The organism is Burkholderia sp. MSMB0856 (assembly GCF_001524645.2).
In the GTDB taxonomy this organism is placed as follows: domain Bacteria; phylum Pseudomonadota; class Gammaproteobacteria; order Burkholderiales; family Burkholderiaceae; genus Burkholderia; species Burkholderia diffusa.
On record NZ_CP013428.1, the window covers coordinates 356,814 to 382,154 of the forward strand.

Consider the following 25,341-nt stretch of genomic DNA (forward strand, 5'->3'; position numbering starts at 1 on the left):
GTTACCGCTCGATCTGCCGGTTCCAGCGCGTGTCCCACTGCGCGCGGCGCGCGTTGATCGCCGTCCAGTCGACCACCGTCACCTTGCGCACCAGGTCGTCGACGTTGCCGAGGCTTTGCTGCATCGCGGCAGGCATCTTCGCGAGACGGTTGGTCGGGATCTGCTTGCCGGCCTCGGCCGCCTTCGTCTGCGCGGGCGCGGACAGCAAGAACTGCGCGAGCTTCTGGGCCAGTTGCGGATCCGGATTGTTCGCGACCACGCACAGGTCGACGAGCAGCAGCACCGGGCCTTCCTTCGGGTTCGCATACGCGACCGGAATGCCCTTGTCCTGCAGGTCGCCGACGCCGGTCGGCGTCAGCGGGAACAGGCCGGCTTCGCCGGTCTGCACCATCTCGGAGATCTTCGCCGAGTTCGGGATGTACTCGACGACGTTCGGCCCGACCGTGCTCGCCCACTTGCTGAAGCCGGGCTCGACGTTCTGTTCGCTGCCGCCGAGCAGCCGGTTGATCGCGAGAAATCCGTGCAGCCCGAACGTGCTGCTCGACGCGGACTGGAACACGACCTTGCCCTTGTATTTCGGATCGGCGAAATCCATCCACGACGTCGGCGGCGCCCAGCCTTTTTCCGCGAACAGTTTCTTGTTGTATGCGATGCCGGTCATCCCGAGCTGCACGCCCGCGCCGACGTCGTCCTTCATCCGCGCGAACGGATACAGCTCCTTCAGCACCGGCGAATCGTCGAGCTTCTGGCATACGCCGAGGCTGACCGCGCGCGCCATCACGCCGTCGTCGAGGAACGCGACGTGGATCTGCGGCTTGTTGCGGTTCGCGAGCAGCTTCGCGAGCACGTCCGACGACGTGCCGGGCACGACGACGACCTTCACGTTGTTCGCTTTCTCGAAGTCGGGCAGCACCTGGCTCGTATAGGCCTTCTCCATCGGGCCGCCGTTCATGCCGACGTAGATCGTCTTCGTTTGCGCGCACGCGGGCGCGCTGGCGCCTGCAATGCAGAGGGCGGCAGCCGCCGCGATCGTTCCGAGCAGTTTCATCGTTGGGTCTCCTCTTGACGGAAAGGGGCGGTCGGCGCGGCTTGGGGGAAGAAGCGGCCGATCGAGAATGCATCGAGTGGCGTGGCGGTTTCGCCCGTCGTGACGAGATCGGCGAGCACCTCGCCGACGCCCGGCGCGAGCAGGAAACCGCCGCCGGAAAAACCGAACGCATGCAGCAGGTTCGGCGTGGTGCGGCTCGCGCCGATGATCGGGTTGTGGTCGGGCGTGCAGCCTTCGACGCCGCTCCACGTGCGGATCAGCAGCGCGTCGCGCAACGCGGGCAGCAGCGCGCACGCATCGCGCATCACCGCGCGTGTCGTATCGACCGACGGCTGGCCGAATTCGCCGTCGCCGCGCCCGCGCCCGCCGCCGATCACGCAGTTGCCGCGCGCGACTTGCCGCGCGTACACGCCGCCGCCGTACACGCCGAGGTTGTGCGTGATGAACGGCGGCAGCGGTTCGGTCACCCACATGTTCGGGTAGATCGGCTCCATCGGCACGGCTTCGCCGAAGCGTTCGGCGATCGTGTTCGCCCATGCGCCGGCCGAGTTGATCAGCCACGTCGCGGCGCATGCGCGGTCGCCGGCATGAACGTGAAAGCGCGTGCCGTCGTGCCGGACCTCGTCGACCGGCGTGTGCTCGAATACGTCGGCGCCTGCGGCGCGGGCCGCGCGCGCGAACGCGGGCGACACGACGCGCGGGTTCGCATGTCCGTCGGTCGCGCACAGCGAGCCGCCGACTGCCGCGCGGCCGAGCCACGGATAGCGGCGACGGAACGCGTCGCCGCGCATCACCTGCAGCGGCAGGCCATGCTCGCCGGCGAGCGCCGCGTAGGCATCGAGTGCATCGAGATCGGCGTCGCTGCGCGCGAGCCGTAAGTGGCCCGACACGACGAATTCGCCGTCGATGCCGATCAGCTCGGGCAGGCGATCCCAGATGCGCCGCGCACGCAGCGCGAGCGGCAGCTGTTCGGCCGGGCGGCCCTGGCAGCGCACGCCGCCGTAGTTCACGCCGCTCGCCTGCGCGCCGCAGTCGCGGCGTTCGAACAGGGCAACGCGCAAGCCGCGCCGCGTCAGCGCCAGCGCGGCCGATGCACCGACGAGCCCGCCGCCGACGATCGCGACGTCGTAGTGGCGAAGGTCACTCATCGCGCGCCTCGTCGGGAATCGCCGCGACTTCGTCGCCCGCGAGCGCGGCGGAGATCGGAAACGGCTTCACGGGTGGTTGCGCGCGCAACCGGCCGACGTCCGCGAGCGAGCGGCCGGTTTCAGCGGCGAGCACGAGCGCGGTCGCGTCGCCGCACATGCGGCCCTGGCAGCGGCCCATCCCGGCGCGTGTCAGCGCTTTCAGCCGGTTCAGCTCGGTCGCTTCGCCGCCGCGAATGCAGCGTCGCAGCGTACCCGCGTCGATTTCCTCGCAGCGGCACACGATCGTGTCGTCCGGGCACCGCGCGGCGAGTGCGGCGGGCGGCGCGAATGCGGCTTCTAGGCCCGCGCGGAACGCGCCGAGCCGGGCGAGCCTGCGTTCCAGCATCGCCGCATCGGGTTTGCCGGAACGCGCGCGCGACGGCGTTTCGATGCCCGCATCGTCGAGTAGCGCCAGCGCGGCACGTCGCCCGGACGCCTCGGCCGCGTCGGCGCCTGCGATGCCGGCACCGTCGCCCGCGACGTAGATGCCGCGCACCGACGTGCGGCCGGCCGCGTCGCGTTCGGGCAGCCATGCGCGGTTGAGCGGATCGAAACCGAACCGGCAGCCGGCGAGATCCGCAAGCTGCGTTTCCGAACGCAGCCCGAAGCCGAGGCCGAGCGCGTCGCAGTCGAGCATCCGCGGCGGCGCATCGCCGCCGGCCGCGCGCCATGCGATTCCCGTCACGTACTGCTTGCCGAGCACGCGCTCGAGCGTGACGCCCGTTTCGATCGCGACGCCGTGCGCGCGCAGCCAGCCGATGTAGTACAGCCCCTTCGCGAAGGTGGACGGCATGCGCAGCAGGGCCGGTGTCGCGGCTGCCTGCTGGCGCAGCGGGCTCGTGTCGAGCACCGCCGCGACCTGCGCGCCGGCCTTCGCGTATTGATAGGCGACGAGATACAGCAAGGGTCCCGTGCCCGCGAACACGATGCGGCTGCCGATCGCGCAACCCTGCGCCTTCAGCGCGACCTGCGCGCCGCCGAGCGTGTAGACGCCGGCGAGCGTCCACCCCGGCACCGGCAGCATGCGATCGGTCGCACCGCTCGCGACGATCAGGTGCGAGAACGGCACGGTCGTCTCGCGGCCGTCCTGCAGCGTGTCGACACGGCCCGCGCCGCACGCCCACGCGAGCGTGTTCGGCCGGTAATCGACGTGCGGCAGCAGCGCGGCCATGGTCCGGTGCACGGCATCGGCCTTCGCGGCCTCGAAGCCGTACAGCACGCGCTTGCCGCGCGCGAACGCGCCGTCGGCCGGCGGCTGACGATAGATCTGCCCGCCCCAGCGCGCGTTCTCGTCGATCACGACGGGGCGCAACCCCGCGTCGACCAGCGCCTCGGCCGCGCGTACGCCGGCCGGCCCCGCGCCGACGATCACCGGTCGCAATGCGTCGTTCATGATGCCTCTCCGGCTGCGGCGGGCTGCGCGCCGGTGAGAATCCGCATGCCGTCGACGATCGGCGTCGAGCATGCGCGCACGCGTGCGCCGGCCTCGGTGCGCACCCAGCAGTCCTGGCACGCGCCGATCAGGCAGAAGCCCGCGCGCGGCTTACCGCTGAATTCGCTCACGCGCACGCGGCGCTGCGCGACGAGGATCGCGGTGAGCACGGTGTCGCCGGCGAGCGCGTGCGCGGGGCGACCGTCGAGCGTGAACGCGACGGCGGCGCGCTCGCGTTCGGCGACGCGCACGAACTGCGCGCCGTCGTCCGCGATGCCGGTGGAACGGGAAACGGAAGTCGTCATCAGTGTTGGCCGATCAGGATGCGGTTCAGGCCGTACACGCGATCGAGCAGCAGCATCGCGCCGGCGGTGATGAAGATGACGAGCGCCGATACCGACGCCATCATCGGATCGATCGATTCGGTCGCGTACATGTACATGCGCACCGGCAGCGTGACCGTCTGCGGCGACGTGACGAAGATCGACATCGTCAGTTCGTCGAAGCTGTTGATGAACGCGAGCAGCCAGCCGCCGGTGATGCCGGGCACGATCATCGGCAGCGTGATGCGGCGGAAAGTCGTCCACGGATCGGCGCCGAGCGAGCATGCGGCCTGTTCGATGCTGCGGTCGAGGCCGGCGACGGACGCGAGCACGAGCCGCATCACGAACGGCGTGATGACGATCATGTGCGCGAGCACCAGCCACGCGAACGAGCCGGTTGCGCCGATCAGCGCGAAGAACCGCAGCAGCGCGATGCCGAGCACGAGGCCGGGGATCACGAGCGGCGACAGCAGCAGGCCGTTCAGAAACGCGCGGCCGGGAAACGTCGCGCGGCCGATCGCGAGCCCGGCGGGCAACGCGATCGCGAGCGACAGCGTCGCCGACGCGAATGCGAGCTTCACGCTGTTGGCGAATGCGCTGACGAAGTCCGGATAGTCGAGGATCGCGCGGAACCAGCGCAGCGACAGGCCATGCGTCGGCAGCGTCAGCGTTTCGTCGGGCGTGAACGCGACGAGCACGACGATCACGAGCGGTGCGAGCACGAACAGGATCACGAGCGTGTGGAACGCCAGGGCGAAGGGGCCGTTCTTTCTCATCGGGAAGCGCCTCCGAGGCTGCGCGCATAGCGGCGTTCGAGCACGCGGTAGTAAGTGAGCATCACGACGAGGTTCGCGACCAGCAGCAGCACCGCGATCGTCGCGCCGAGCGGCCAGTTCAGCGAGCCGAGGAATTCGTCGTAGACAGCGGTCGCCGCGACCTTCAACCGGCGTCCGCCGAGCAGGCCCGGAATCGCGAACGCGCTCGCCGACAGCCCGAACACCATCAGGCTGCCGGACAGCACGCCCGGCATCAGCTGCGGCACCACGATGCGGCGCAGCGTCGTGAACGGCGACGCGCCGAGCGACAGCGCCGCGTGCTCGGTCTGCGGATCGAGCCGCTGCAGTGCGGTCCACACGGGGATCACCATGAACGGCAGCATCACGTGCACCAGCGCGATCACGATCGCGAACGTCGTGTATTCGAGCTTGTACGGCCCGAGACCGACGAGCCCGAGCGCCTGGTTCACGAGCCCGCTCGTGTTGAGCAGCATGCTCCAGCCGAACGCGCGCACGACGACCGACACGAGCAGTGGCGCAAGGATGACGAGCAGGAACAGCGAGCGCCACGGGTCGCGCATTTTCGACAGCACGTACGCTTCCGGCGTGCCGATCGCGACGCAGATCGCGGTGGTCAGCGCGGCGATGCCGAACGTGCGCGCGAAGATCGTGTGGAAGTACGACGAGCCGAGCACTTCCGCGTAGTTGCCGAACTGGAACGCGGCGATCGGGCCCGTGGCCGGGTCGTAGCGGTAGAACGTGAGCGCGAAGGTCATCGCGAGCGGCACGAGCACGAGCGCGGCGAAGAGCAGGAACGCGGGCGCGCACATCAGCCATAGCGGCGCATGGGCGCGCCACGACGCGCGCAACGTGCGGCCGCCGGCGGCGCGTGGCGACACGGCATCGGCGGCGGATGCGGGCACGGCCGATTGCGCGCGCGCGGCCGGCGTGCCGTCGGTCGGGAGCGGTCGGGCAGGCTGTCCCATTCAGGCCTCCCGCCGCATCACGCGCACCGCGTCGCTGTGCCAGTCGACGCCGACCGGCGCACCTTCCGCGAGCGGCTCCGCGCCTTCGTTCTGACAGCAGACGAGCACTTCGCCGAGCGCGCTGTCGACGCGGTACAGCCACTGGCTGCCAAGGAAGAAGCGGCTCGTGACGGTCGCGGCGAAGCGGCCCGCGCCCGGCGCGCACAGGCGCAGTTTTTCAGGACGGATGCACACCGAAACGGCGTCGCCGATGCGCACGTCGCGCTCGCGCGCCGGCAGGTGCGCGGTGCGGCCCGTCTCCGCGAGATCGTGGCCGAGGTCGATGCGGATCGCGTCGCCGTCGTGCGCGACGATGGTGCCGGGCAGCAGGTTCGCCTTGCCGATGAACTGCGACACGAAGTGGTTCTCCGGGCGTTCGTACGCGCGGTACGGCGTGTCGGTCTGCGTGATGCGGCCGGCTTCCATCACGACCACGCGATCGCTGATCGACAGCGCTTCCGATTGATCGTGCGTGACCATGATCGTCGTCGTGCCGATCTTGCGCTGGATCGCGCGCAGTTCGAACTGCATCTCCTCGCGCAGCTTCGCGTCGAGGTTCGACATCGGCTCGTCGAGCAGCAGCACCGGCGGTTCGATCACGACCGCACGTGCGATCGCGACACGCTGCCGCTGGCCGCCGGACAGCTCGCGCGGAAAGCGGTGCGCGAGCGCATCGAGACGCACGAGCGCGAGCGCCGCACGGATGCGCTCGGCGCGCTCCGCCTTGTCGACGCCGCGCATGTCGAGGCCGAAGCCAACGTTCTCCGCGACGCTCATGTGCGGAAACAGCGCATAGCTCTGGAACACGATGCCGAGCCCGCGGCGGTTCGGCTTCATGTGCGTGATGTCCTGGCCGTCGAGCGCGATGCGGCCGCGCGTGACGTCGACGAAGCCGGCGATCATCTGCAGCGTCGTGGTCTTGCCGCAGCCCGACGGCCCGAGCAGCGACACGAATTCGCCTTGTTCGACCGACAGGTTGACGTCGGCGACGGCCGTGAGCTCGCCGAACGATTTCGTCAGATCCGTAAGCGTGAGAAACGACATGGGGAACTCCGGGTTCGCACACCGGATGGCCGGTGCGTCATTGACGCGGACTCTAGCCAGCCATATTGGGGAGCGTCAATTTCGAATTCTGCTCAGCGGGATGAATTTCTGAAAAATTCCATTGATCGGAATGGTTTGGAGCATCCCCGGAAAATCGTTCCGTTGAGTGAAGGCGGGCGAGGCGATGAAAAGCGCGCGTCAATCCCGTGCACACCCGGATGCCCGACGCATTTCGGCGGCACGACAATGGCGGCTGGCGTATTCCGTTCACTGAAATCATCGAGGAGAACTCGCATGCAGGAACCTCATTCGCGCGGAACGTCGCGTGCCGCAAGCGTGCCGGCCCCGGACGAGGACGCCACCGCCGATGCGGCCGATGCCGCCGGCACGCCGGGCACCGGCATGCTGCAGCGCGCGTTCGCGATCCTGCGCGCACTGGCCGGCATGCAGCAGGACGGCGTGCGCGTCACGCACCTCGCGAAGGCCGTCGGCCTGACGCAGGGCACCGCGCACCGGATCCTGCAATCGCTGATCGCCGAAGGGATGGTCGAGCAGGACGAGCAGTCGAAGCTGTACCGGTTGAGCGTCGACTTCTTCGCGCTTGCGGCGCTGGCCGGCAACCCGAGCAGCATGCGTACGCTGTGCCGGCCCGCGCTGCTGCGGCTGTGCGCGAGTCTCGGCGAGACGATCTTCCTGCTCGTGAAGAGCGGTTTCGACGCGGTGTGCCTCGATCTGTGCGAAGGGCCGTTCCCGATCCGCTCGTTTACCGGCGACATCGGCGGGCGCATCGCGCTCGGCGTCGGGCAGGGCAGCCTCGCGATCCTCGCGTTCCTGCCGGAAGCCGAGCGCGAGGAGGTGATCCGCTTCAACGTGCCGCGCATTCGCGGCTACGGCGTGCTCGACGAGGTGTATCTGCGCACCGAGATCGAACGCGTGCGCCAGCTCGGCTATGCAGGACGCAACAGCGGCGTGCTCGACGGGATGGCCGGCGTCGCGGTGCCGATCCTCGACCGCACCGGTTATCCGGTTGGCGCGCTGAGCGTCGGCACGCTGGCGTCGCGTCTCGGCGACGACCGGATGCCGATGGTCGTCGAACTGCTCAGGCGCCAGGCTGACGCGATCGGCCCGCGCACGAACCCGTTCGACGCCGCACTGCGGCGGCCGATGCACGGGCTATCCGGGAAAACCGCGTAGCCGCATCGCGCGTCGCCGTTTCGTCAGCTTGCTTACGCGCGCCATTCACGTCTGAGCAAAGTGCACCGCGTCACGCGGGCCTCGAGGCTTTCCGTTTGCTTGCGGATGGCCGCTTTCCCCGCCCGTCCCCGCTTCATTCGTCTCCATTCGATTTTCAACTGCCGGCCAGTTGAACATTTCATTTCTTGATGCGATTGCGGCTGGATACCATCCAGCCACTGTCTATACAAGCCGACCGGCGCGTATGGCCAGCATCGAGAAAACACAACACAACATCGACAAGACGGTTTGGAGAGGAGATGACGGAGATGGTGCGAACGATGGGCAGGAACAGGGGCGTCGCGTGCATGAGCGCGGCCATTGCGATGATGTTCGCCGGCGCCGCGCACGCGCAGTCGACGGTGACGCTGTACGGGATCGTCGACGCGGGCGTGACCTATACGAACAACGCGAAGGGCCATGCGCTGTGGCAGTTCACGGGCGGCAACGAATCGGGCCCGCGCTGGGGCTTGATCGGCACCGAGGATCTCGGCGGCGGCCTGAAGGCGAACTTCCGGCTCGAGAACGGCTTCAACGTCGCGAACGGTGCGCTCGGGCAGGGCGGTCGGATGTTCGGCCGCTCGGCATGGGTCGGCCTGAGCGGCGCGAGCTGGGGGGCGGTGACGCTCGGCCGCCAGTACAACTCGACGCAGGACATCCTCGGCTCGCTGCAAATGAGCAGCTTCCTCGCGCAGTACTCGACGCATCCGTTCGACAACGACGACATCAACAACACGTTCCGCACCAACAATGCGGTCAAGTACGTGTCGCCGACGATCGCGGGCCTGCAGGCGAACCTCGTGTACGGCTTCTCGAACTCGACCGGCTTCTCGAACGACAACATGTGGAGCGCGGGCGTCACGTATGTGAACGGGCCGCTCAACGCGGGCGCCGCGTATGCGCGTGTGAACCATCCGGCGGTCAGCACGAGCGGCGCAGTTGCTTCGGATAACTACTATCCGTCGTCGGCATCCGTGTTCGGTGCGAGCCTCGGGAACGCGGTGCGCCAGCAGATCTGGGGCGCGGGCGGCAGCTATGCGATCGGGCAGGCGACGCTCGGGCTGCTGTATACGGGCTCGAACTTCGGCCAGGCAACGGGCGGCGCGCTGCGCTTCAGCAATTACGAAGGCAGCGTGCGCTACCTGATCACGCCCGCGTTGATGGCCGCGGCCGGCTACACGTATACGAAGGTCGCGCGCGGCGGCGACGGCGGTCACTACCAGCAGGTGTCGGCCGGCGTTCAGTACCTGCTGTCGAAGCGCACCGACGTGTACGTGAACGGCTTCTACCAGAAGGCGTCGTCGGGTGTCGGACACGCGTGGATCGACGGCACCGACGGCCCGTCGTCGACGACGTCGCAGGTGGCGGCGGTGGTCGGCATTCGCCAGAAGTTCTGACGCCCTGACGCGTTCGCGCGTCTTCCGGAGGAGACATCAATGAAATTCAAACTGTTGCTGGCGGCGTTGCCGTTCGTCGGGATGTACACCGGCGGCTCGATCGCCGAGGTGCGGCCGCTGCTGTTCGGCCTGCCGTTCCTGCTTGTATGGAACCTGATCTGGATGGCCGCGACCGCCACGATCCTCGCGATCCTGTTCCACCTCGACGAGCGCGACTCGGCCCGCGACGGCCGCACGGGAGACGCGCGATGAACGCATCGATCCTCATCATCGCGGCGTTCGCCGTGTTCGCGCTCGCGATCGGCGTGATGGCACGGCGCGGCCGCAAGCTCACGCTCGAGCAGTGGGCGGTCGGCGGGCGCGGCTTCGGCTCGCTGCTCACGTTCCTGCTGATGGCGGGCGAGGCGTTCTCGACGTTCTCGTTTCTCGGCGCGAGCGGCTGGACCTACAGCAAGGGCGTACCCGCGTTCTACATCCTGTCGTACGGCTGCCTCGCGTTCGTGATCGGCTACTGGATGCTGCCCGCGGTGTGGCGCTACGCGAAGGAGCGCGGGCTCGTGTCGTTCGCCGATTACTTCGCGTCGAAGTACGACAGCCGCGCGATCGGCGTGCTGGTGTCGGTGGTGGCCGTGTTCGCGATGGTGTCGCTGCTGATGATCCAGCTGCGCGGCCTCGGCGTGATCGTGTCGGAGATGTCGTACGGGCTGATCCCGCAATCGGCCGCGATCTGGATCGCCGCGTCGCTGATGGCGGTCTACATGGTCGTGTCGGGCATTCACGGCTCCGCGAGCATCGCGATCTTCAAGGACGTGCTGATCCTCGCGATCGCGATCTTCCTCGGCCTGTACCTGCCGATGCACTATTACGGCGGCCTCGGCGAGATGTTCGCGAAGATCGACGCCGCGCATCCCGAACTGCTGCGCATGCCGGAGCACGGCTTCAACCTGAGCTGGTACAACTCGACGATCCTGCTCACGTCGCTCGGCTATTACCTGTATCCGCATGGCTTCACCGCGATCTACGTTGCGAAGGACGAACGCGCGCTGCGCCGCAACGTGATCCTGATGCCGCTTTACCAGGTGCTGATCGCGTTCCTGTTTCTCGTCGGCTTCGCGGCCGTGATGACCGTGCACGGGCTCGAAGGAGCGCAGACCGACCTCGCGCTGCTGCGCCTCGTGAAGCAGACGTTCCCCGCGTGGTTCGTCGGCATCGTCGGCGGCACGGGCCTGCTGACCGCGCTGGTGCCGGGCTCGCTGATCATGCTGAACGCATCGACGACGATCGCGCGCAACATCTACCGCGAAGGCTTCGCGCCGAATGCGACCGATCGCGAGGTGACACGCGTCGCGCGGATCGCGTTGCCGATCTTCACGCTGGTCGTCGTCTACTTCGTGCTGCGCGGCGGCGCCACCTTCGTCACGCTCGCGATCTTCTCGTCGAGCCTGCTCACCCAGCTCGTGCCGATGCTTGCGTCGAGCTTCCTGAAGCGGCCGTTCGGCACGCGGGAAGGCGCGTTCGCGGGGATCGTCGCCGGCGCGATCGTGATCGCGATGACGAATTACTACGGCGTGACGCTCGCGTCGCTGTTCCCCGGCGCATCGAGCACGCTGACGTCGATCAACCCCGGGCTGGTCGCGCTCGCCGCGAACGCCGTCGTGTTCATCGCGATCAGCGCGGCGCAGCGCAAGCTGAAGGCGCGGGTGGCGGAACCGGTCCGCTCCGCGTGACGTCACGACCGACATGCCGCCGTCGAGCCGCCGGGCAGCCGCTCGGCGGTGGTTCCGCTCGGTGGCCCCTTAACTATTTCGCATTCCAACAGGACACCAGGCGATGAAGACCGAGGACAAGGCCGACGACCGGCGCGAAGCAATCGATACGCTGATCGCGAACGGCTGCGTGATCACGATGGACCAGCAGCGGCGCGTGATCGAGAACGGCGCGGTTGCCGTGAAGGGCGATCGCATCGTCGCCGTCGGCGACACCGTCGAGTTGCAGGCGCGTTTCCGTGCCGCGCGCACGATCGACGCGCGCCGCAAGGCCGTGCTGCCGGGCCTGATCGATTCGCATGCGCACGCCGGTCACGCGATGCTGCGCACGATCGGCGGTGCGGACGGCGATGCGTGGTCGGCCGCGGCCGAGACGATCTACACGCGCGCGTCGGACGAGGCGTTCTGGGAAACCGAATCGCACCTCGCGGCGCTCGAGCGGCTGAAGGCCGGCGTGACGACGGGCGTGTCGCTGCTCGGCGGCGGCAACTCGATCATGCGCGTCGACGATCCCGTCTACGCGCGGCGCCACTGCGATGCGGTCGTGCGTACCGGCACGCGCTCGATCGTGGCCGTCGGCCCTTCGCGCCCGCCCGCGCCGCGTGCATACACGCGCCATACGCCGAACGGCAGCGAGACGCGCGACGTCGATTTCGACACGATGTACGACGTGTGCGAGCGTATCGTCGACGCGTGCCACGGCGATGCCGACGGCCGGATCCGGATCGCGCTGACGCTGCCGGTGTACGGTCCCGAGCACGACCCCGAACTCGCGCGGTACGAGCGCGACTTCCGCGACCAGGCGGCGCGCTACGGCGCGTTGGCGCGCGAACGCGGCCTGACGTTCACGCAGGACGGGCATCGCGCCGGCACGCTCGCGTTCGCGCATCGCGAACTCGGGCTGCTCGGCCCGACGTCGTTCATGTCGCACAGCATCGACCTGACCGACGACGACATCGCCGCGTGCGTGGAAACCGGCACCGCGATCGTCCACAACCCGAGCGCGATCATGTCGATCGTCGGCCGCTGCCCGGTGCCCGAGCTGATCGATGCGGGCGTGACGGTTGCGATCGCGTCGGACGGCGCGGCGCCCGATCGCGGCTACGACATGTTCCGTCACATGTGGCAGTGCATGCACTACCATCGCCGCCACTTCCGCGACCCGGACGTGCTGCCGCACGGCAAGGTGCTGGAGATGGTGACGATCGACGCGGCGAAGGCGCTGTCGCTCGATCACGAGATCGGTTCGCTCGAAGCCGGCAAGCTCGCCGATGTCATCCTCGTCGACCTGTTCCGCCCGCACATGATGCCGATGAACATGCCCGTGTATCGCGTGACGTGTTTCGCGAATGCGGCCGACGTGTGCATGACGATGGTCGGCGGCCGCGTGCTGATGGAGGATCGTCGCGTATTGTCGGTCGACGAGCACGAGATTCTCGAACGTGTGACGACGGTCGCGGAGACGATGATCGCGCGCAGCGGGTTGCGGCACCTGCTCGACGAGCCGACGACGCTGTGGGGGCGCAGTCGCTACTGAACGACGCAGCTGCCGCAGCGGTTTGCGCGGTGCAAGGACGGCGAGGCGGGGCCGGCTCGGGCCGGGTTTTTTTCTGGTTTTGCCGCCGACGGACATGCTAGGATTTCCGTCAAACAACTCCGGAGACTGCTATGCCGTTCATCTGCGAAAACGTTGAATGCCGCGCCGTGCTGGCTCGTGGTCAGGTCAAGCCCGAGCACGAGGATGCGGGGTGGTGTTTCTACTGCCCGGACTGCAAGGCCAGGAACGAGTTGACGAGTGCTGGCGTGCCGGGCGGTCCGGTCGAGTTGAATCAGCCGGAGCGAGCCAGTCCCCCGCACAAGGTCGTCGCGACGGCGCGCGCTTTGGAGGACGGCGGGTTCGCCGCGCAGCTGCGCGTGCAGCGGGCGCTCGCCGTGAAAGGAACCTACGCGGCCGAAGAGCGCTGGGAGCAGCTCGGCGTATTCCCCGACGCGCAGGAGGCCGTCGCGCACGCGAGGTCCTTCGCGATGGACCTGCTGGCACGGGCGGCCTAGCGCGAGCGGCCCGCGACACGATCCACATTTTTACCGGCAACGACACCGGGCCGCGGCTCGGGTGTCGTACCGTGCCGGGCGGCCCGCCGCCGGTCGGGCCGGTCACGTCACGCCACCGCCGCCTCTCGAAGACGGAACTGCGCGACGGCATCGCTCAGCCGCGTGCTCTGATCCTCGAGCGACAGCGCCGCGGCGGCCGCCTCTTCCACCAGCGCCGCATTGCGCTGCATCGTCTGCTCCATCTGGATGACCGCGGCATTCACCTGCTCGATGCCGGCCGACTGCTCGTCGAATGCGGTGCTCGTCTCGCCCATGATCGCGTTCACGCGCCCGACCGCGGCGACGAGTTCGGTCATCGCCGAGCCGGCGAGCGCGACGAGGCCGCTGCCGTCTTCGACGCGCTGCGCCGAGTTGCCGATGAGTTCGCGAATCTCCTTCGCCGCCGACGCGCAGCGCTGCGCGAGCCCGCGCACCTCGGTCGCCACCACGGCGAAGCCACGCCCCTGTTCGCCCGCGCGCGCTGCTTCGACCGCGGCATTCAACGCAAGGATGTTCGTCTGGAATGCGATGCTTTCGATCACGCCGACGATGCCGGAGATCCGCGTGGAGCTGTGCGAGATCGCCGACATCGTTTCGATGACGCGCTGCATCGCATCGCCGCCTTTCGACGCGATCCCGGCCGCGCCTTCCGCGTACGTGCGCGCATCGCGCGCGTTGTCCGCGTTCTGGCGCACGGTCGCCGTCAGCTGCTCCACGCTCGCCGCCGCCTGCTGCAGCGACACGGCCTGCTGCTCCGTGCGCGCGGACAGGTCGACGTTGCCGCTCGCGATCGTGCGGACGTCGCCGACGATCGTCTCCGTGCTCGAGCGCACCTGGTTCACGGTTTCGACGAGGCCGTCCTGCATCCGCTTCAACGCATTCAGCAGATATGCCATTTCGTTTTCGCCGGGAATGACGACCGTGCCGGTCAGGTCGCCTTTCGAAATCCTGTCGAAATGCGCGACGGCGAGATGGATCGGCGCGATGATCGCCTTCGCGAGCACGCGCTGCGCCAGGAAGCCGACGATCAACGCGAACAGCGCGACCGCCGCCATGGCCCACACGATCCGGTGGAAGCGCTCGCCGGCCGCGTCGTAGCGCGCCTTCTGGCGTGCGACCTGGAACGATTCGAGCGCGTCGATCGCTTCCTGGTAGGCGGTGAAGAGTGCCGGCGGCGCGGTGCGGTGCGTGTCGAGGAAGTCGAATGCGTTGTCGTGATCGAGTTGCGACATCGCCTTCAGGAACACCTGGTCGAGCAGCGTGCGACGGCGATTGCGCAGCGTGTCGAACAGCGTTTGCTCGTCGGCATCGCGCGTGTGCAGGCGCGTGTACGCGTCCAGTTCGTCGTCGCTCTGCTTGAGGAGCGTGTGGAGTTGCGCGATTTCCGCCTTCGCGGGCTGGCCGGCGCTGATGATCTGCGCGACGTCGCTCACGCGTTCGCGCAGCACGAGCATGCGCTCCGAGCTGGTTTTCAGGTGCAGCAGCGACGCGGTGTCGTCGCGGTACATCGCTTCGAGCGAGCTGTTGCCCGCGTAGAGGGCGGCGATGCACGCGCCGACGACCAGCACGAGCAGCGCCGTATAGCCGGCGATGGTCGCGACGAGTCCGCCGCGGATGGTGAGTTTTCGCATGACGTTCCCTTGCCGGCGGCCCGACGGGCGGCCGACGGCGGATGTGGATTCCGGATCACGAACGACGAAGGGGCGCCGCGTCGGAATGCGGGGCGCCGGGGTTGCGAACGGGTTAACGGCAGGCGTGGCGCGGCGGTTTTATCCGCACGCGACGCGAATCTGAACGAATGCGACAGAAGGGCGGCGGTGGAGGGTGGATGCGTTGCCGTGGTGAGCGGCGCGCCGACGGCCGAGGCACGCATGTGCCACCGGCCGAGGCCGCTCGCACCCGTCAGTTGTAGATATCGAACGAGAAATACTTCTTCGCGATCCGCTGATACGTGCCGTCCTGAATCAGGCTCGCGAGCGCCTGGTTGATCTGCGTGCGCAGCGCGTCGTCATCCTTGCGCACGCCGATCGCGGAGCCGACGCCGAGCGTCTTCGGATCATGCAGCGGCGGCCCCGCGAATTCGAAGTTCGCGCCCTTCGCCGTCTTCAGGAAGCCGAGATCGGCCTGCACCGACGATTGCAGCGACGCGTCGAGGCGCCCCGCAATCAAATCCTGATAGACGAGATCCTGCGTCTGGTACGTGCGCACGATCACGCCCTTCGGTTCCCAGTACGTGCGTGCATAGGTTTCCTGCGTCGACCCCTGCTCGACGCCGACGCTCTTGCCGGCCAGCGACCCGACCGTCGGTTGCAGATTCGAGCCGCGTCGCGCGACGAGGCGCGGCGGCACGTTGTTGATCTTGTCGGTGAACGCGATCTGCGCGAGGCGCTTCTCGGTCACGCTCATCGACGACAGCACGCCGTCGAACTTGCGCGCCTTCAGCGCGGGGATCATCCCGTCGAAGGCGTTCTCGACCCACACGCAGCGCACCTTCATGCGTTCGCAGATCGCGTTGCCGAGATCGATGTCGAAGCCGACGAGCTTGCCGTCCGGCGCGAGCGATTCGAACGGCGCGTAGCTGGGATCGACGCCGAGGCGCAGGACGGCCGGGTCTTTCGCGGCGGCGGCGCCTGCCGTCAGCGCAAGCGCGACGGCGATGACGAGTTTTTTCATGATTGTCTCCATGATCGATTGATGTCGTGTGCGGTGAAGCGAATGCGGCCGGTGGGCGTGACGGCCCGCGCCCGGCCATGCGCGGGCGGCTGGACGAGCGCCGGAAGATGCCGGCGTTCGTCCGGGTCAGGGAATCCGGTGGTTCTGTGTCAGCGCGCGGCGCCGGCGATGCGCGCCATGTTGCGGCGGTAGCCGGCGGGCGAGAACGCGGCATTCAACGCGGCCATCGACGCGATCACGCCGACATGCAGCCACCACGCGATCGCGAAGCTGCCGCCCGCGTCGCGCAGCCAGCCGATCAGCCAGGGGCTCGCGGCGACGATGAGGAAGCCGATGCCCTGCACGAACGCGGCGAGCGCGCCCGCGAGCCGCGCATCGGGCACGTGGTCGAGCGTGACGATCAGACTCATCGAGAAGAAGCCGCCGAGCCCGACGCCGACGCTCGCGACCCATAGCCACGGCGCGAGCGCGGGCATCGTCGCGAAGCCGACGAAGCCGATCGTCTGCAACGCGAGCGTGAGCCACAGCACGGGGCGGCGATCGTGCGAGCGTTTCGCGAGCAGCGGCATCGCGAGCGCGCCGGCCGCCTGGAACAGCGCCATCCACGCAAGCAGGTTGCCGCTCGCTTGCGAGCCCAGGCCGACGCTGCGATAGAACGCGGGCAGCCACGCGACGAGGCTCGCGTAGCCGCTGTTGCTGAGGCCGAAGAACAGCGCGAGTTGCCATGCGCGCGGAATCCGGACGAACGCGGTGACGGGCGCCGAAACCGTCGCGGCATGCACCGCGTCGCGCGGCGCCTTCGCGCGCCACAGCGCGAGCGTGACGAGCGCGGGCACGGCCCAGACGGCGAGCGACAGATGCCAGCCGCCGTGCGCGGCGAGCCACGGGCTCGCGACCGCGCCGAACGCGCCGCCGCCGACCAGCGCGGCAGAATAGAGACCCATCGCGAGCGGCAGCCGGTCGACGAACCAGCGCTTGGCGAGGCCCGGCGCGAGCGACTGGACCACCGCGACGCCCGCGCCCGCGACGACCGCCGTGACGACCAGCCCGGTGCTGCTGCCGATCCACAGCCGCGCGGCGCAGCCCGCGGCGATCAGCGCCAGCGCGGTGGCGAGCGCGCGCTGCTCGCCGACGCGTCGTGCGAGCCCGACGCCGACGCCGGCGACGACGCCCATCAGCACGAACGGTAGCGTGGTCAGCAGCGCGGCCGCGCGGAAGCCGAGGCCCGTGTCGGCACGCACGATGTCGAGCACGGGGCCGAACGCGGTCAGGAACGGACGCAGGTTGAGGCCGGCGAGCACCAGCAACGCGAGTGCGCCGCAGGATACGGAAGCCGCGTGCGGGCGGGGGACGGCTTGCGCGGTGCCGGGGTCGGTCATCGGAATGCTCCAGGCGGGCCGGTGGCCCTGTGATGCGATGCCGAAAGGGTAAAGGCGCGCTTACCCAGGTGAAAATTAAATATTCGACTGGGTGTCAGTGCGGATTGCGATGGCGCGGCGCCGGGCGCAACTTCGACGCGCTACGCGGCCGGCAGGTGCGGTTCGTCGGCCCGTTCGCGGGCCTTTTCACGCGCGGCGACGAGCGTCCGGATGCGCGCACGATCGGCCGGCGTCGCCGGCGTGAAGATCACGAGGCTCAGGTCCGGGCGGCCGGTCACCGAGAACGCCGAGTATTCGAGCGCGATCCGGCCGGCCTGCGGATGACGAATCTCCTTCGTTCCTTCGTCATGCGAATGGATGTCGTGATCGCGCCACATCGCGTCGAACTCGGCGCTCGTCGCGCGCATCTCGTCGACGAACGTCTGCACGGCCTGCGTCGCCCCGCCGCGCGCGATGTCGGCGCGAAACGCGCCCACCGCGAACCGCGCGACGCGTTCCCAGTTCTGCTGCGCGTAGCGCACCCCGGCATCGACGAAGATCAGCCGCAGGATATTGCGCGCGGGCGGCGGCAGCGTTGCATAGTCGGTCAGCGTCGCGGCGGCCGCGTCGTTCCATGCGACGACGTCCCACGTCGCCGTGCGCACGATCGCGGGGCTGGCGTCGAGCGAATCGAGCACGTGCTGCAGGCGCGGCGTGACGTCGCTGCTCGCGTGATAGCGCACCTCGGGCGGATGGCCGAGGCCGATCAAAAACAGATGCTCGCGTTCCGCGTCGTTGAGCAGCAGCGCGCGGGCGAGCCGGTCGAGCACGTCGGCGGACGGCGCGCCGCCGCGCCCCTGTTCGAGCCACGTGTACCACGCGGCGCTCACGTGCGCGCGCTGCGCGACTTCCTCGCGCCGCAGGCCCGGCGTGCGGCGGCGCGCGACGGGCAGCCCGAGCGCGGCCGGATCGAGTTTCTCGCGGCGGTCCCGAAGGTACGCGCCGAGCAGGTTGTCGGATGCGTCAGCCATAGCCTGTTAGTTCGTTTACCGGTAAACCGTCACGGCTTCACCGCGCGCGACGGTCGACAGATAGTAAGCCTCTCATTCATTCGGAGGTGTCGAAATGCGTGTCTTTGTAACGGGAGCGTCGGGTTTCGTCGGCTCCGCGGTCGTTGCGGAACTCGTGGCCGCCGGGCATGCGGTGCTCGGTCTCGCGCGTTCCGACGCGGCCGCCGAGGTGGTCGCGGCAGCGGGTGCCGAGGTGCATCGCGGGTCGCTGGAGGATCTCGACAGCCTGACGCGCGGCGCCGAGGCCGTCGACGCGGTGATCCACACGGGATTCAATCACGACTTCTCGCGCTTCGCGGAAAACTGCGAGCTCGACCGCCGCGCGATCGAGACGATCGGTGCGGCGCTCGCGGGGTCGGCGCGGCCGCTGGTCGTCACGTCGGGCCTCGCGCTCGTCGCGCCCGGCCGCGCGGCGACGGAGGACGATCCGCACGTGCCGGTGTCGGCGACCTATCCGCGCGCGTCGGAAGCGACGGCGGCCGCGCTGGCCGCGCGCGGCGTGTGCGCGTCGGTCGTGCGCCTGCCGCCGTCCGTGCACGGCGACGGCGATCACGCCTTCGTGCCGCGCCTGATCGCGTTCGCGAGGGAGAAGGGCGCGTCCGCGTATCTCGGCGACGGCGGCAACCGCTGGCCGGCCGTGCACCGGCTCGATGCGGCGCGTGTGTACCGGCTCGCGGTCGAACGCGGCGCGTCCGGCGCGCGCTATCACGCGGTCGACGATACGGGCGTGCCGTTTCGTGCGATCGCGGACGTGATCGGTCGCCGGCTGAACGTGCCGGTCGTGTCGAAATCGGCCGCGCAAGCCGGCGAGCATTTCGGCTGGTTCGCGATGTTCGCGGGAATGGATGCGCCCGCAACGAGCGAGCGTACGCGCGCGCTGCTCGACTGGGCGCCGGTGCAGCCGGGATTGCTGGCCGACATCGACCGGCCGCGGTACTTCGAGACCTGATGCGCGAATGCGCGGGGCGTGCCGTCGTTTTCGGCCGGGCACGCCCGTCGCGCGTCATTCGACCGGATGCAGGTCCTGCAGCAGCGTCGGCACGAGCTCCGACACGGTCGGGTGGATGTGCATCGCGCGGCTGATCGTCGTGTACGGCGCGCCGGCGGCCATCACGTCGAGCAACCCGTGCACGACCTCGTCGCCCGTCACGCCGAGGATCGACGCGCCGAGGATCGCATGGTTGTCCGCGTCGACGATCACCTTCATGAAACCCTGGCTCTCGCCTTTTTCGACCGCGCGGCCGACCCGCGTCATCGGCCGCGTGCCGACCAGCAGCCTGCGGCCGGTTTGCCTCGCTTCCGCGAGCGTCATGCCGACGCGGCCGAGCGGCGGATCGATGTACATCGCGTACGCGGTGATGCGGTCGGACACCCTGCGCGGATCGTCGTCGAGCAGGTTGGCCGCGACGATCTCGTAGTCGTTGTACGCGGTGTGCGTGAATGCACCGCGCCCGTTGCAGTCGCCGAGCGCCCAGATGCCGGGCACGTTGGTGCGCAGTTGATCGTCGACGGTGATGTAGCCGCGCGCGTCGACCGCGACGCCGGCCTGCTCGAGCCCGAGATCGTCGGTGTTCGGCACGCGGCCGACCGCGAGCAGCAGGTGCGAGCCCCCGACCTCGCGGCGGCCGCCGGTGCAGTCCAGGCCGACCGCGACGCCGTCGCCATCGCGTCGCGCGGTCAGGCAGTTCGCATCGAGCTGCACGTCGATGCCTTCGTTCGCGAGAATCTCGTGCACGGCCTGCGAGACGTCCTCGTCCTCGCGCCGGATCAGACGCGATCCTTTCTCGACGATCGTGACCTGCGAGCCGAAGCGGCGGTACATCTGACCGAATTCGAGCCCGACGTAGCTGCCGCCGACGATCACGAGATGCTCGGGCAGGAAGTCGACGTCCATCATCGTCGAGTTGGTCAGGTACGGCACCGAGTCGAGGCCCGGCATCGGCGGAATTTGCGCGCGCCCGCCGACGTTGATGAAGATGCGGTCGGCTTCGAGCACTTCGTCGCCGACGCGTACCGCGTTCGCCCGCTCGAATCGGGCATGACCCTGAAACACGGTCGTGTTCTCGAGCCCGCGCACCCATTGTTCGACGCCGTGGTTCGAGCGGCCCGAAATCCGGTCCTTGCGCGCCTTCACGGCCTTCATGTCGACACTGACGGGGCCGACCGACACGCCGTATTCGGCCGCGCGACGCGCAAGCTGCGCCGCGTACGCGCTCGCGATCAGCGTCTTGGTCGGAATGCAGCCGGTGTTCACGCAGGTGCCGCCGAAGCGGCCACGCTCGATGATCGCCACTTTCATGCCGGCGCCCGCGAGCCGCGCGGCGAGCGGCGGACCGGCCTGGCCCGTGCCGATGACGATCGCGTCGAAGTGTTGCGTCATGACGTCCTCCTGCGCTGGTTCAACGTGGGAAGGGGACACGCAAGACGCATGCCGCGTCGGCGCGCGCCCGAACGGCGACGAGCGCCTATGGTAGACCGGTTGGCGAGGGGAGGCGAGTTGCGCTGATGCAAGCGGCGGAACATGGTCCGCCGACGGTTTTTCAGTCCTTGCGCCGCCATTGGCCGAACGTCACCGGCCGGAGCGCATCGGCGCGCGTGACGGTGACTTCGTCGGGCTTGTCGTCGAGCGGAAACGATTCGGTGTAGATCTCGCTGGAGAACAGCCAGCCGTGCGTGCGCGAGTCGTACCGGAACGTCACGTAGTCGCTCCAGTGCTGTCCGCACGCGACGAAGTTCTGCACGGTGAAATAGCGGCCTTTCACCGAGAGGCCGCTGTCGGCGGCGTCTTCGGGATCGAACGGATCGCACTGGCCGCCTTCGTTCGCGCGCAGGACCACGTGGTCGTTGCGCGCGGCGAGGCGGTACGCGTGATCGGGCCGCTCCTCGAAGATCAGCAGCGGGCGGGGCGACGGCTGCCCGCGCGAATCGGCCGCGCGATGCACGACGACGAGAAAGCTGCGCCGTCCGTCGCCGAGGTCCGGCCCCGCTTGCGCGACGAGCGGCTGGAAGCCGGACGGCAGTTGCGTCGCGATGGATTGCGGCAGGCCGTCGGCCCATGCGCCGGGCGACAGCGCGGCGAGCAGCGCGAGGAGGGCGCGGCGCGCGGTCGTACCCATCACAGATCCCGCCCGAGAAACGCGGTGCCGGGCACCGGATTGAACGCCACGGGCGGCGCGGGCGTGAAGCCGAGCGAATCATACAGTTGCCTTGCGGCGACGAATTCGGGCAGCACGTCGAGGCACATCCGCGCATAACCGGCCGCCTTCGCGTCGCACAGCAGCCGTTCGACGAGCTGGCGGCCGACGTTCAGCCCGCGCGCTTCGGGGCGCACGTACACGCGCTTCATCTCGCACGTCGTCGCGTCGATTTCGCGAAACGCCGCGCAGCCGACCGCGCGCTCGCCGCGCCACGCGAGCAGCAATTGCCCGCGCGGCGCCGCGTATTTTCCCGGCAGCGCAGCGAGTTCGGGCTCATAGTCCTGGAACGCGAGGCTGACCGCGGGGCTCGCGATGTACTCGCGGAAAATCGCTTCGACGACGGCGGCATCGTCGGGATAGCGGGCGGCGCGGATCTCGATCATGGGGGCGTGGCGCGATGGCGGAAACGGCACCCAGCATAGCAGCGCGCGGGTGCTTCCGGCGGCCCGCGAAGCGTGCCAGAATCGTCGACTTCACCGTCGGGATTCGACACGCAGGCGCCGGCGCTTCGGCGTCGCTGATCAAGGAGACTTCGATGACTGCATCGGCTGCCGTACTCGCCATTCTGGCCGCGCTGTGGCTTGGCGCGATGATTCCGGGCCCGAGTTTCGTGCTGGTCGCCCGCAATTCGATCGGGCTGTCGCGTCGCGATGGGCTCGCGACTGCGCTCGGCATGGGCGTCGGCGGGATCGCGTTCGGCGGCGTCGCGCTGGCCGGGCTCTACACGCTGCTGCAGGCGGTCGAATGGTTGTACGTGGGCCTCAAGCTCGCGGGCGGCGCATACCTGATCTACATGGCGTCGAAGATCTGGCGCGGCGCCGACCGGCCGATCGCGATGGACGATTCGCAGGCCGTCGTCGCCGGCAGCGCGCGCAAGTCGTTCTGGACCGGCCTCACGACCCAGCTCAGCAACCCGAAGACGGCGATCTGGTACGGCAGCATCTTCGCCGCGCTGTTGCCGCAGCATCCGCCGCTCTGGTGCTATCTGGCGCTGCCGCCGCTCGTGTTCGGCGTCGAATTCGGCTGGTACACGCTCGTCGCGCTGTGCTTCTCGACCCGCCGGCCGCGCGAACTCTACCTGCGCGCGAAGAAGTGGGTCGACCGCGTCGCGGCCGGCGCGATCACGCTGCTGGGCCTGCGGCTGATCCTGAACGCGCCGAAGGCGGGGATCTGACGGCAGCGGCGGCGCCGATGCATTCCTGAAAGGCATGCCGCCAAGGCCGGTCATTCCGGCACGTGGCGTCGCGGGCGGAGCCACGGCTTCGAATCACCGCCCCCCGGACGCGCAAGCGCGCATCACGCCGCCGGAAACCGTTCGAGCAGGGCCGCGAACCGCGCGTCATCCGGAAACGCCGTCACTTCATACCGCACCGGCCGGTGCGCGGTGGCCGTCATCAGGTCGCCGCAGGCGTCCCGCAGCGCGGCCATCGGCACGTGGGCCGACTGCCGCGTTGCTTCCCGATAGAGCACGACGATGTCCGTCTCGGGCAGCAGCGTCGGCACGCCGTCGCTCCACACGCCGACGCTGAACAGCTCGCCGTTCTGCCGCCGGTACACGGTGTACGACGCCACGAAGACGTCGATGCCGTCCCGCTTGTGGAGGTCGTCCAGCAGCGTCCGCTGATCCTGGTAGTCGCCGGCAAGTTCGTCCACGCGCAACGCGTGCAGCTTCGCTTCCAGCCCTGCCGGAACGAAATTCCGCCACGCGGCGCCGTCCCAGCGCAGCATCAGCGGCGGCAGCGGACGCGGCTGCGCGCGCGCCTGTTCCGCAAGTTCGACCATCGTCGCGAGCCCGGCCGCGTTGCGGTCGCCGGTGAGCAGCAGCACGGCCCGGTTCGGCGCCATCACCACCGGCGCGCCAGAGATCGGCTGCCGGTGCAGCAGGTCGGTCAGTAATAGCCGCGCCGCGTCGTAGTAGTCGCCGAACTGCGACAGGAACACGCCGTCGCGCAATGCGGCCCACGGCGTCGACGACGCACCGCGCAGGTTGTCGATCGCGATGTCGCATGCGTCGTCGAAGCTGACGCCCCATTCGGCGAGCCGTGCGCTCGTCAGCCGCGCGACGCTGAATTCGCCGTCGTACGCGATGCCGATCTCGAGGTTCTCGCACAGCGTCCGGAACGCGACTTCCGACGCGGCGGGCTGTCCGGCGAGTTGCAGCGCGACCGTGCCGCGCTCGGTCGCGCTGCGGATCACGGGGCGCAGTCGCGCACGGACGTCCGCGAAGTTCGTCGGAATCTCGTGCTGCATCATCGCGCTCGCCTGCCGCTGCAGCGTCGCTTCGCGCTCGGCCGGCTTCGCGTCCGCGTAGTCGCGGAACAGGTTGTGCAGGTTGATGATGTTCGACGGGACATCCGCTTGCACGAGACGGCCCTTGTCGTCCTCGTGAAGCCACTCGCGCGTGTCGCCGGTCGCGCGCAGCGCGGCGATCAGGCGGGCGGCGAAGTCCTGCCGGGTTGGCGGTTTGCTGAAGCGCTCGCGCAGGCGCGCGACGAAGTCGGAAAGCATCGTGAGCGGTCGGGCAGGCCCGTCTGTTATCAGTCGTTGTCATGGGCGGCGGCGCCGGTCTCCCGGGGCGCCGCCTGCGTCCCGCGGATATCGGCCGGATATCCATGTGCGTCCGGCGGCCCGCGCGCCGGCTGCAAAGCGGCGCGGGCCCGCATCGGGCGCAAATCGCGCGGCGGGTGCTGCGATGGTACCGCACGTCAGTGACGGAAACGCATGCGGGCGAACATTATGGTCCGGCGTGAACCGGCGCCCGCCGGGGCGGCTTCGGAGACTGTCCGGATGCGTGGCCGGCGCCGCGCCGGCGCACCGGGAATCCCCGGCGATCGGCCCGCGAGCCTTCTGCTACGGGCGTTCGGGCCGGTTGCGCGGCATGCCGGGCCGGGCCGCTTCCCCGATTCTGGCGGTCGACCTCCCGACGACGTGTAAACTGCTGCCTTTTTTGACGGTTTGCAGCATGGTGCAAGCACCCTCGCGCCCGGCACTGAGCGGCCCGACGCTCGTCCGGCTGCTCGCGCGCCTGACCGATGCCGACGTCGCGGAATCCCGGCAGACGCTGTCGGACCGCCTGAGCCAGTGGCTCGGCTGGACCGACGCGATCACGCTGTCGTCCGCGCTGAATGCGAGCCCGCCCGGCGTCGCGGCCGGCGTGCGTGGTTACGACGCGGAGCGTGACTGCGCGCGCGTGCGCCACGACCTCGCGCAGGCGATCACGGCCGCCCACCGCCCGCGCACGCGGCGGCGTCCCGGCGAGTTGCCGCCGCCGCCCGCCGACACGGCCGACTTCGCCGATTTCCGCCAGAGCTGTCTGTCGCTCCAGCAGGAAATGGAGACCGCGATCGGCCAGTTGCGCGGCCGCCTGCGGGTCGCGGTCGCCGCACGCTCGTCCGGGATGGCGCGGCTCGCGACGCTCGACGCGATCATGGAGCGCGTGCTCGGCGCGCGCGAGCGCAGCCTGCTGTCCGCCGTGCCCGCGCTGCTCGGCACGCGCTTCGAGCGGCTGCGCGACGCGGAACGGCAGGCGCTCGCCGACGCGCAAGCGGCGGCCGACGCCGCTGCCGAGGGCGACGCACCGTCCGTCGCGGCGATCGTGCCGGGCACGTGGCTCGACACGTTCCGCAACGAGATGCAAAGCATCCTGCTCGCCGAACTCGAAGTCCGGTTTCAAACGGTAGACGGGCTGCTCGCGGCCCTTCGTACCTGCTAATCCCTACGC

The 25,341-nt window shown here is 69.1% G+C and carries 24 protein-coding genes; 9 read left to right on the forward strand and 15 right to left on the reverse strand.

Going from position 1 to position 25,341, the window contains the following annotated elements:
* Position 1: 1 nt before the first annotated feature.
* The 7 genes from WS87_RS19215 to WS87_RS19245 are packed head-to-tail and all read right to left on the reverse strand — an operon-like array spanning position 2 to position 6,835.
* Positions 2-1,048, reverse strand: coding sequence for an ABC transporter substrate-binding protein (locus WS87_RS19215; protein ID WP_059818633.1), 1,047 nt, complete (start codon positions 1,046-1,048; stop codon positions 2-4).
* On the reverse strand, positions 1,045-2,196 hold the full coding sequence (locus WS87_RS19220) for an NAD(P)/FAD-dependent oxidoreductase (RefSeq protein WP_059818634.1): 1,152 nt from the start codon (positions 2,194-2,196) through the stop codon (positions 1,045-1,047). Before WS87_RS19220 ends, WS87_RS19215 begins: the two co-directional genes overlap by 4 nt.
* Positions 2,189-3,628: an FAD/NAD(P)-dependent oxidoreductase gene (locus tag WS87_RS19225; protein ID WP_059818635.1), complete on the reverse strand. Its 1,440-nt coding sequence runs from the start codon at positions 3,626-3,628 to the stop codon at positions 2,189-2,191. The genes WS87_RS19220 and WS87_RS19225 overlap by 8 nt, the downstream gene beginning before the upstream one ends.
* Entirely contained in the window at positions 3,625-3,972 is a 348-nt protein-coding gene (locus tag WS87_RS19230) for a (2Fe-2S)-binding protein (RefSeq protein WP_059702776.1), read from the reverse strand. The genes WS87_RS19225 and WS87_RS19230 overlap by 4 nt, the downstream gene beginning before the upstream one ends.
* On the reverse strand, positions 3,972-4,766 hold the full coding sequence (locus WS87_RS19235; protein WP_059818636.1) for an ABC transporter permease: 795 nt from the start codon (positions 4,764-4,766) through the stop codon (positions 3,972-3,974). The genes WS87_RS19230 and WS87_RS19235 overlap by 1 nt, the downstream gene beginning before the upstream one ends.
* Positions 4,763-5,752 carry an ABC transporter permease gene (locus WS87_RS19240; protein WP_059818637.1) on the reverse strand — a complete coding sequence of 330 codons (990 nt, stop codon included), beginning with the start codon at positions 5,750-5,752 and terminating at the stop codon, positions 4,763-4,765. Before WS87_RS19240 ends, WS87_RS19235 begins: the two co-directional genes overlap by 4 nt.
* Entirely contained in the window at positions 5,753-6,835 is a 1,083-nt protein-coding gene (locus tag WS87_RS19245; protein ID WP_059532006.1) for an ABC transporter ATP-binding protein, read from the reverse strand.
* A gap of 294 nt (positions 6,836-7,129) precedes the next feature.
* Here WS87_RS19245 and WS87_RS19255 point away from each other — a divergent pair, with 294 nt between their 5' ends.
* The 6 genes from WS87_RS19255 to WS87_RS19280 all read left to right on the forward strand — a co-directional run bounded on the left by WS87_RS19255 (position 7,130) and on the right by WS87_RS19280 (position 13,283).
* Entirely contained in the window at positions 7,130-8,029 is a 900-nt protein-coding gene (locus tag WS87_RS19255) for an IclR family transcriptional regulator (protein WP_059818638.1), read from the forward strand.
* Positions 8,030-8,376: 347 nt separating this feature from the next.
* Positions 8,377-9,465: a porin gene (locus tag WS87_RS19260; RefSeq protein WP_179952353.1), complete on the forward strand. Its 1,089-nt coding sequence runs from the start codon at positions 8,377-8,379 to the stop codon at positions 9,463-9,465.
* Positions 9,466-9,504: 39 nt separating this feature from the next.
* Complete coding sequence (locus WS87_RS19265; protein ID WP_059818639.1) at positions 9,505-9,717, forward strand: DUF3311 domain-containing protein; 213 nt, start codon at positions 9,505-9,507, stop codon at positions 9,715-9,717.
* Positions 9,714-11,192 (forward strand): sodium:solute symporter family protein, encoded by a 1,479-nt coding sequence (locus WS87_RS19270; RefSeq protein ID WP_059818640.1) that lies wholly within the window; start codon positions 9,714-9,716, stop codon positions 11,190-11,192. Before WS87_RS19265 ends, WS87_RS19270 begins: the two co-directional genes overlap by 4 nt.
* Before the next feature lie 103 nt (positions 11,193-11,295).
* The gene (locus tag WS87_RS19275; RefSeq protein WP_059818641.1) at positions 11,296-12,768 is read left to right on the forward strand and encodes an amidohydrolase family protein; all 1,473 of its coding nucleotides are present in this window, start codon (positions 11,296-11,298) and stop codon (positions 12,766-12,768) included.
* Positions 12,769-12,899: 131 nt separating this feature from the next.
* Positions 12,900-13,283, forward strand: coding sequence for a hypothetical protein (locus WS87_RS19280; protein WP_059531991.1), 384 nt, complete (start codon positions 12,900-12,902; stop codon positions 13,281-13,283).
* Positions 13,284-13,390: 107 nt separating this feature from the next.
* Here the strand turns inward: WS87_RS19280 and WS87_RS19285 are convergent, their stop codons facing one another.
* The 4 genes from WS87_RS19285 to WS87_RS19300 all read right to left on the reverse strand — a co-directional run bounded on the left by WS87_RS19285 (position 13,391) and on the right by WS87_RS19300 (position 18,384).
* A complete protein-coding gene (locus WS87_RS19285; RefSeq protein ID WP_059818642.1) occupies positions 13,391-14,953 on the reverse strand; it encodes a methyl-accepting chemotaxis protein in 1,563 nt (520 codons plus the stop codon).
* Between the two features lie 271 nt (positions 14,954-15,224).
* The gene (locus WS87_RS19290) at positions 15,225-15,995 is read right to left on the reverse strand and encodes an ABC transporter substrate-binding protein (RefSeq protein ID WP_059818643.1); all 771 of its coding nucleotides are present in this window, start codon (positions 15,993-15,995) and stop codon (positions 15,225-15,227) included.
* Positions 15,996-16,144: 149 nt separating this feature from the next.
* On the reverse strand, positions 16,145-17,374 hold the full coding sequence (locus tag WS87_RS19295) for a cyanate transporter (RefSeq protein ID WP_059818644.1): 1,230 nt from the start codon (positions 17,372-17,374) through the stop codon (positions 16,145-16,147).
* A 140-nt stretch (positions 17,375-17,514) separates the two neighbouring features.
* Positions 17,515-18,384, reverse strand: a complete 870-nt coding sequence (locus tag WS87_RS19300; protein ID WP_059818645.1) for a helix-turn-helix transcriptional regulator — start codon at positions 18,382-18,384, stop codon at positions 17,515-17,517.
* A 94-nt stretch (positions 18,385-18,478) separates the two neighbouring features.
* Between WS87_RS19300 and WS87_RS19305 the strand changes: the two genes are divergently transcribed.
* Complete coding sequence (locus tag WS87_RS19305) at positions 18,479-19,372, forward strand: SDR family oxidoreductase (protein ID WP_059818646.1); 894 nt, start codon at positions 18,479-18,481, stop codon at positions 19,370-19,372.
* Between the two features lie 54 nt (positions 19,373-19,426).
* Here WS87_RS19305 and WS87_RS19310 read toward each other — a convergent pair whose 3' ends face one another.
* From WS87_RS19310 to WS87_RS19320, 3 genes are all read right to left on the reverse strand, one after another.
* Positions 19,427-20,803 (reverse strand): FAD-containing oxidoreductase, encoded by a 1,377-nt coding sequence (locus WS87_RS19310; protein WP_059818647.1) that lies wholly within the window; start codon positions 20,801-20,803, stop codon positions 19,427-19,429.
* A gap of 160 nt (positions 20,804-20,963) precedes the next feature.
* A complete protein-coding gene (locus WS87_RS19315; RefSeq protein WP_059818648.1) occupies positions 20,964-21,539 on the reverse strand; it encodes a hypothetical protein in 576 nt (191 codons plus the stop codon).
* A complete protein-coding gene (locus WS87_RS19320) occupies positions 21,539-22,003 on the reverse strand; it encodes a GNAT family N-acetyltransferase (RefSeq protein ID WP_059818649.1) in 465 nt (154 codons plus the stop codon). The genes WS87_RS19315 and WS87_RS19320 overlap by 1 nt, the downstream gene beginning before the upstream one ends.
* A gap of 152 nt (positions 22,004-22,155) precedes the next feature.
* Here WS87_RS19320 and WS87_RS19325 point away from each other — a divergent pair, with 152 nt between their 5' ends.
* Positions 22,156-22,794 carry a LysE family translocator gene (locus WS87_RS19325; protein ID WP_059532414.1) on the forward strand — a complete coding sequence of 213 codons (639 nt, stop codon included), beginning with the start codon at positions 22,156-22,158 and terminating at the stop codon, positions 22,792-22,794.
* 122 nt (positions 22,795-22,916) lie between these two features.
* Here WS87_RS19325 and WS87_RS19330 read toward each other — a convergent pair whose 3' ends face one another.
* Complete coding sequence (locus tag WS87_RS19330; protein WP_059818650.1) at positions 22,917-24,128, reverse strand: hypothetical protein; 1,212 nt, start codon at positions 24,126-24,128, stop codon at positions 22,917-22,919.
* A 454-nt stretch (positions 24,129-24,582) separates the two neighbouring features.
* Between WS87_RS19330 and WS87_RS19335 the strand changes: the two genes are divergently transcribed.
* Positions 24,583-25,332 (forward strand): DUF3348 domain-containing protein, encoded by a 750-nt coding sequence (locus WS87_RS19335; protein WP_059818651.1) that lies wholly within the window; start codon positions 24,583-24,585, stop codon positions 25,330-25,332.
* Positions 25,333-25,341: the final 9 nt, after the last annotated feature.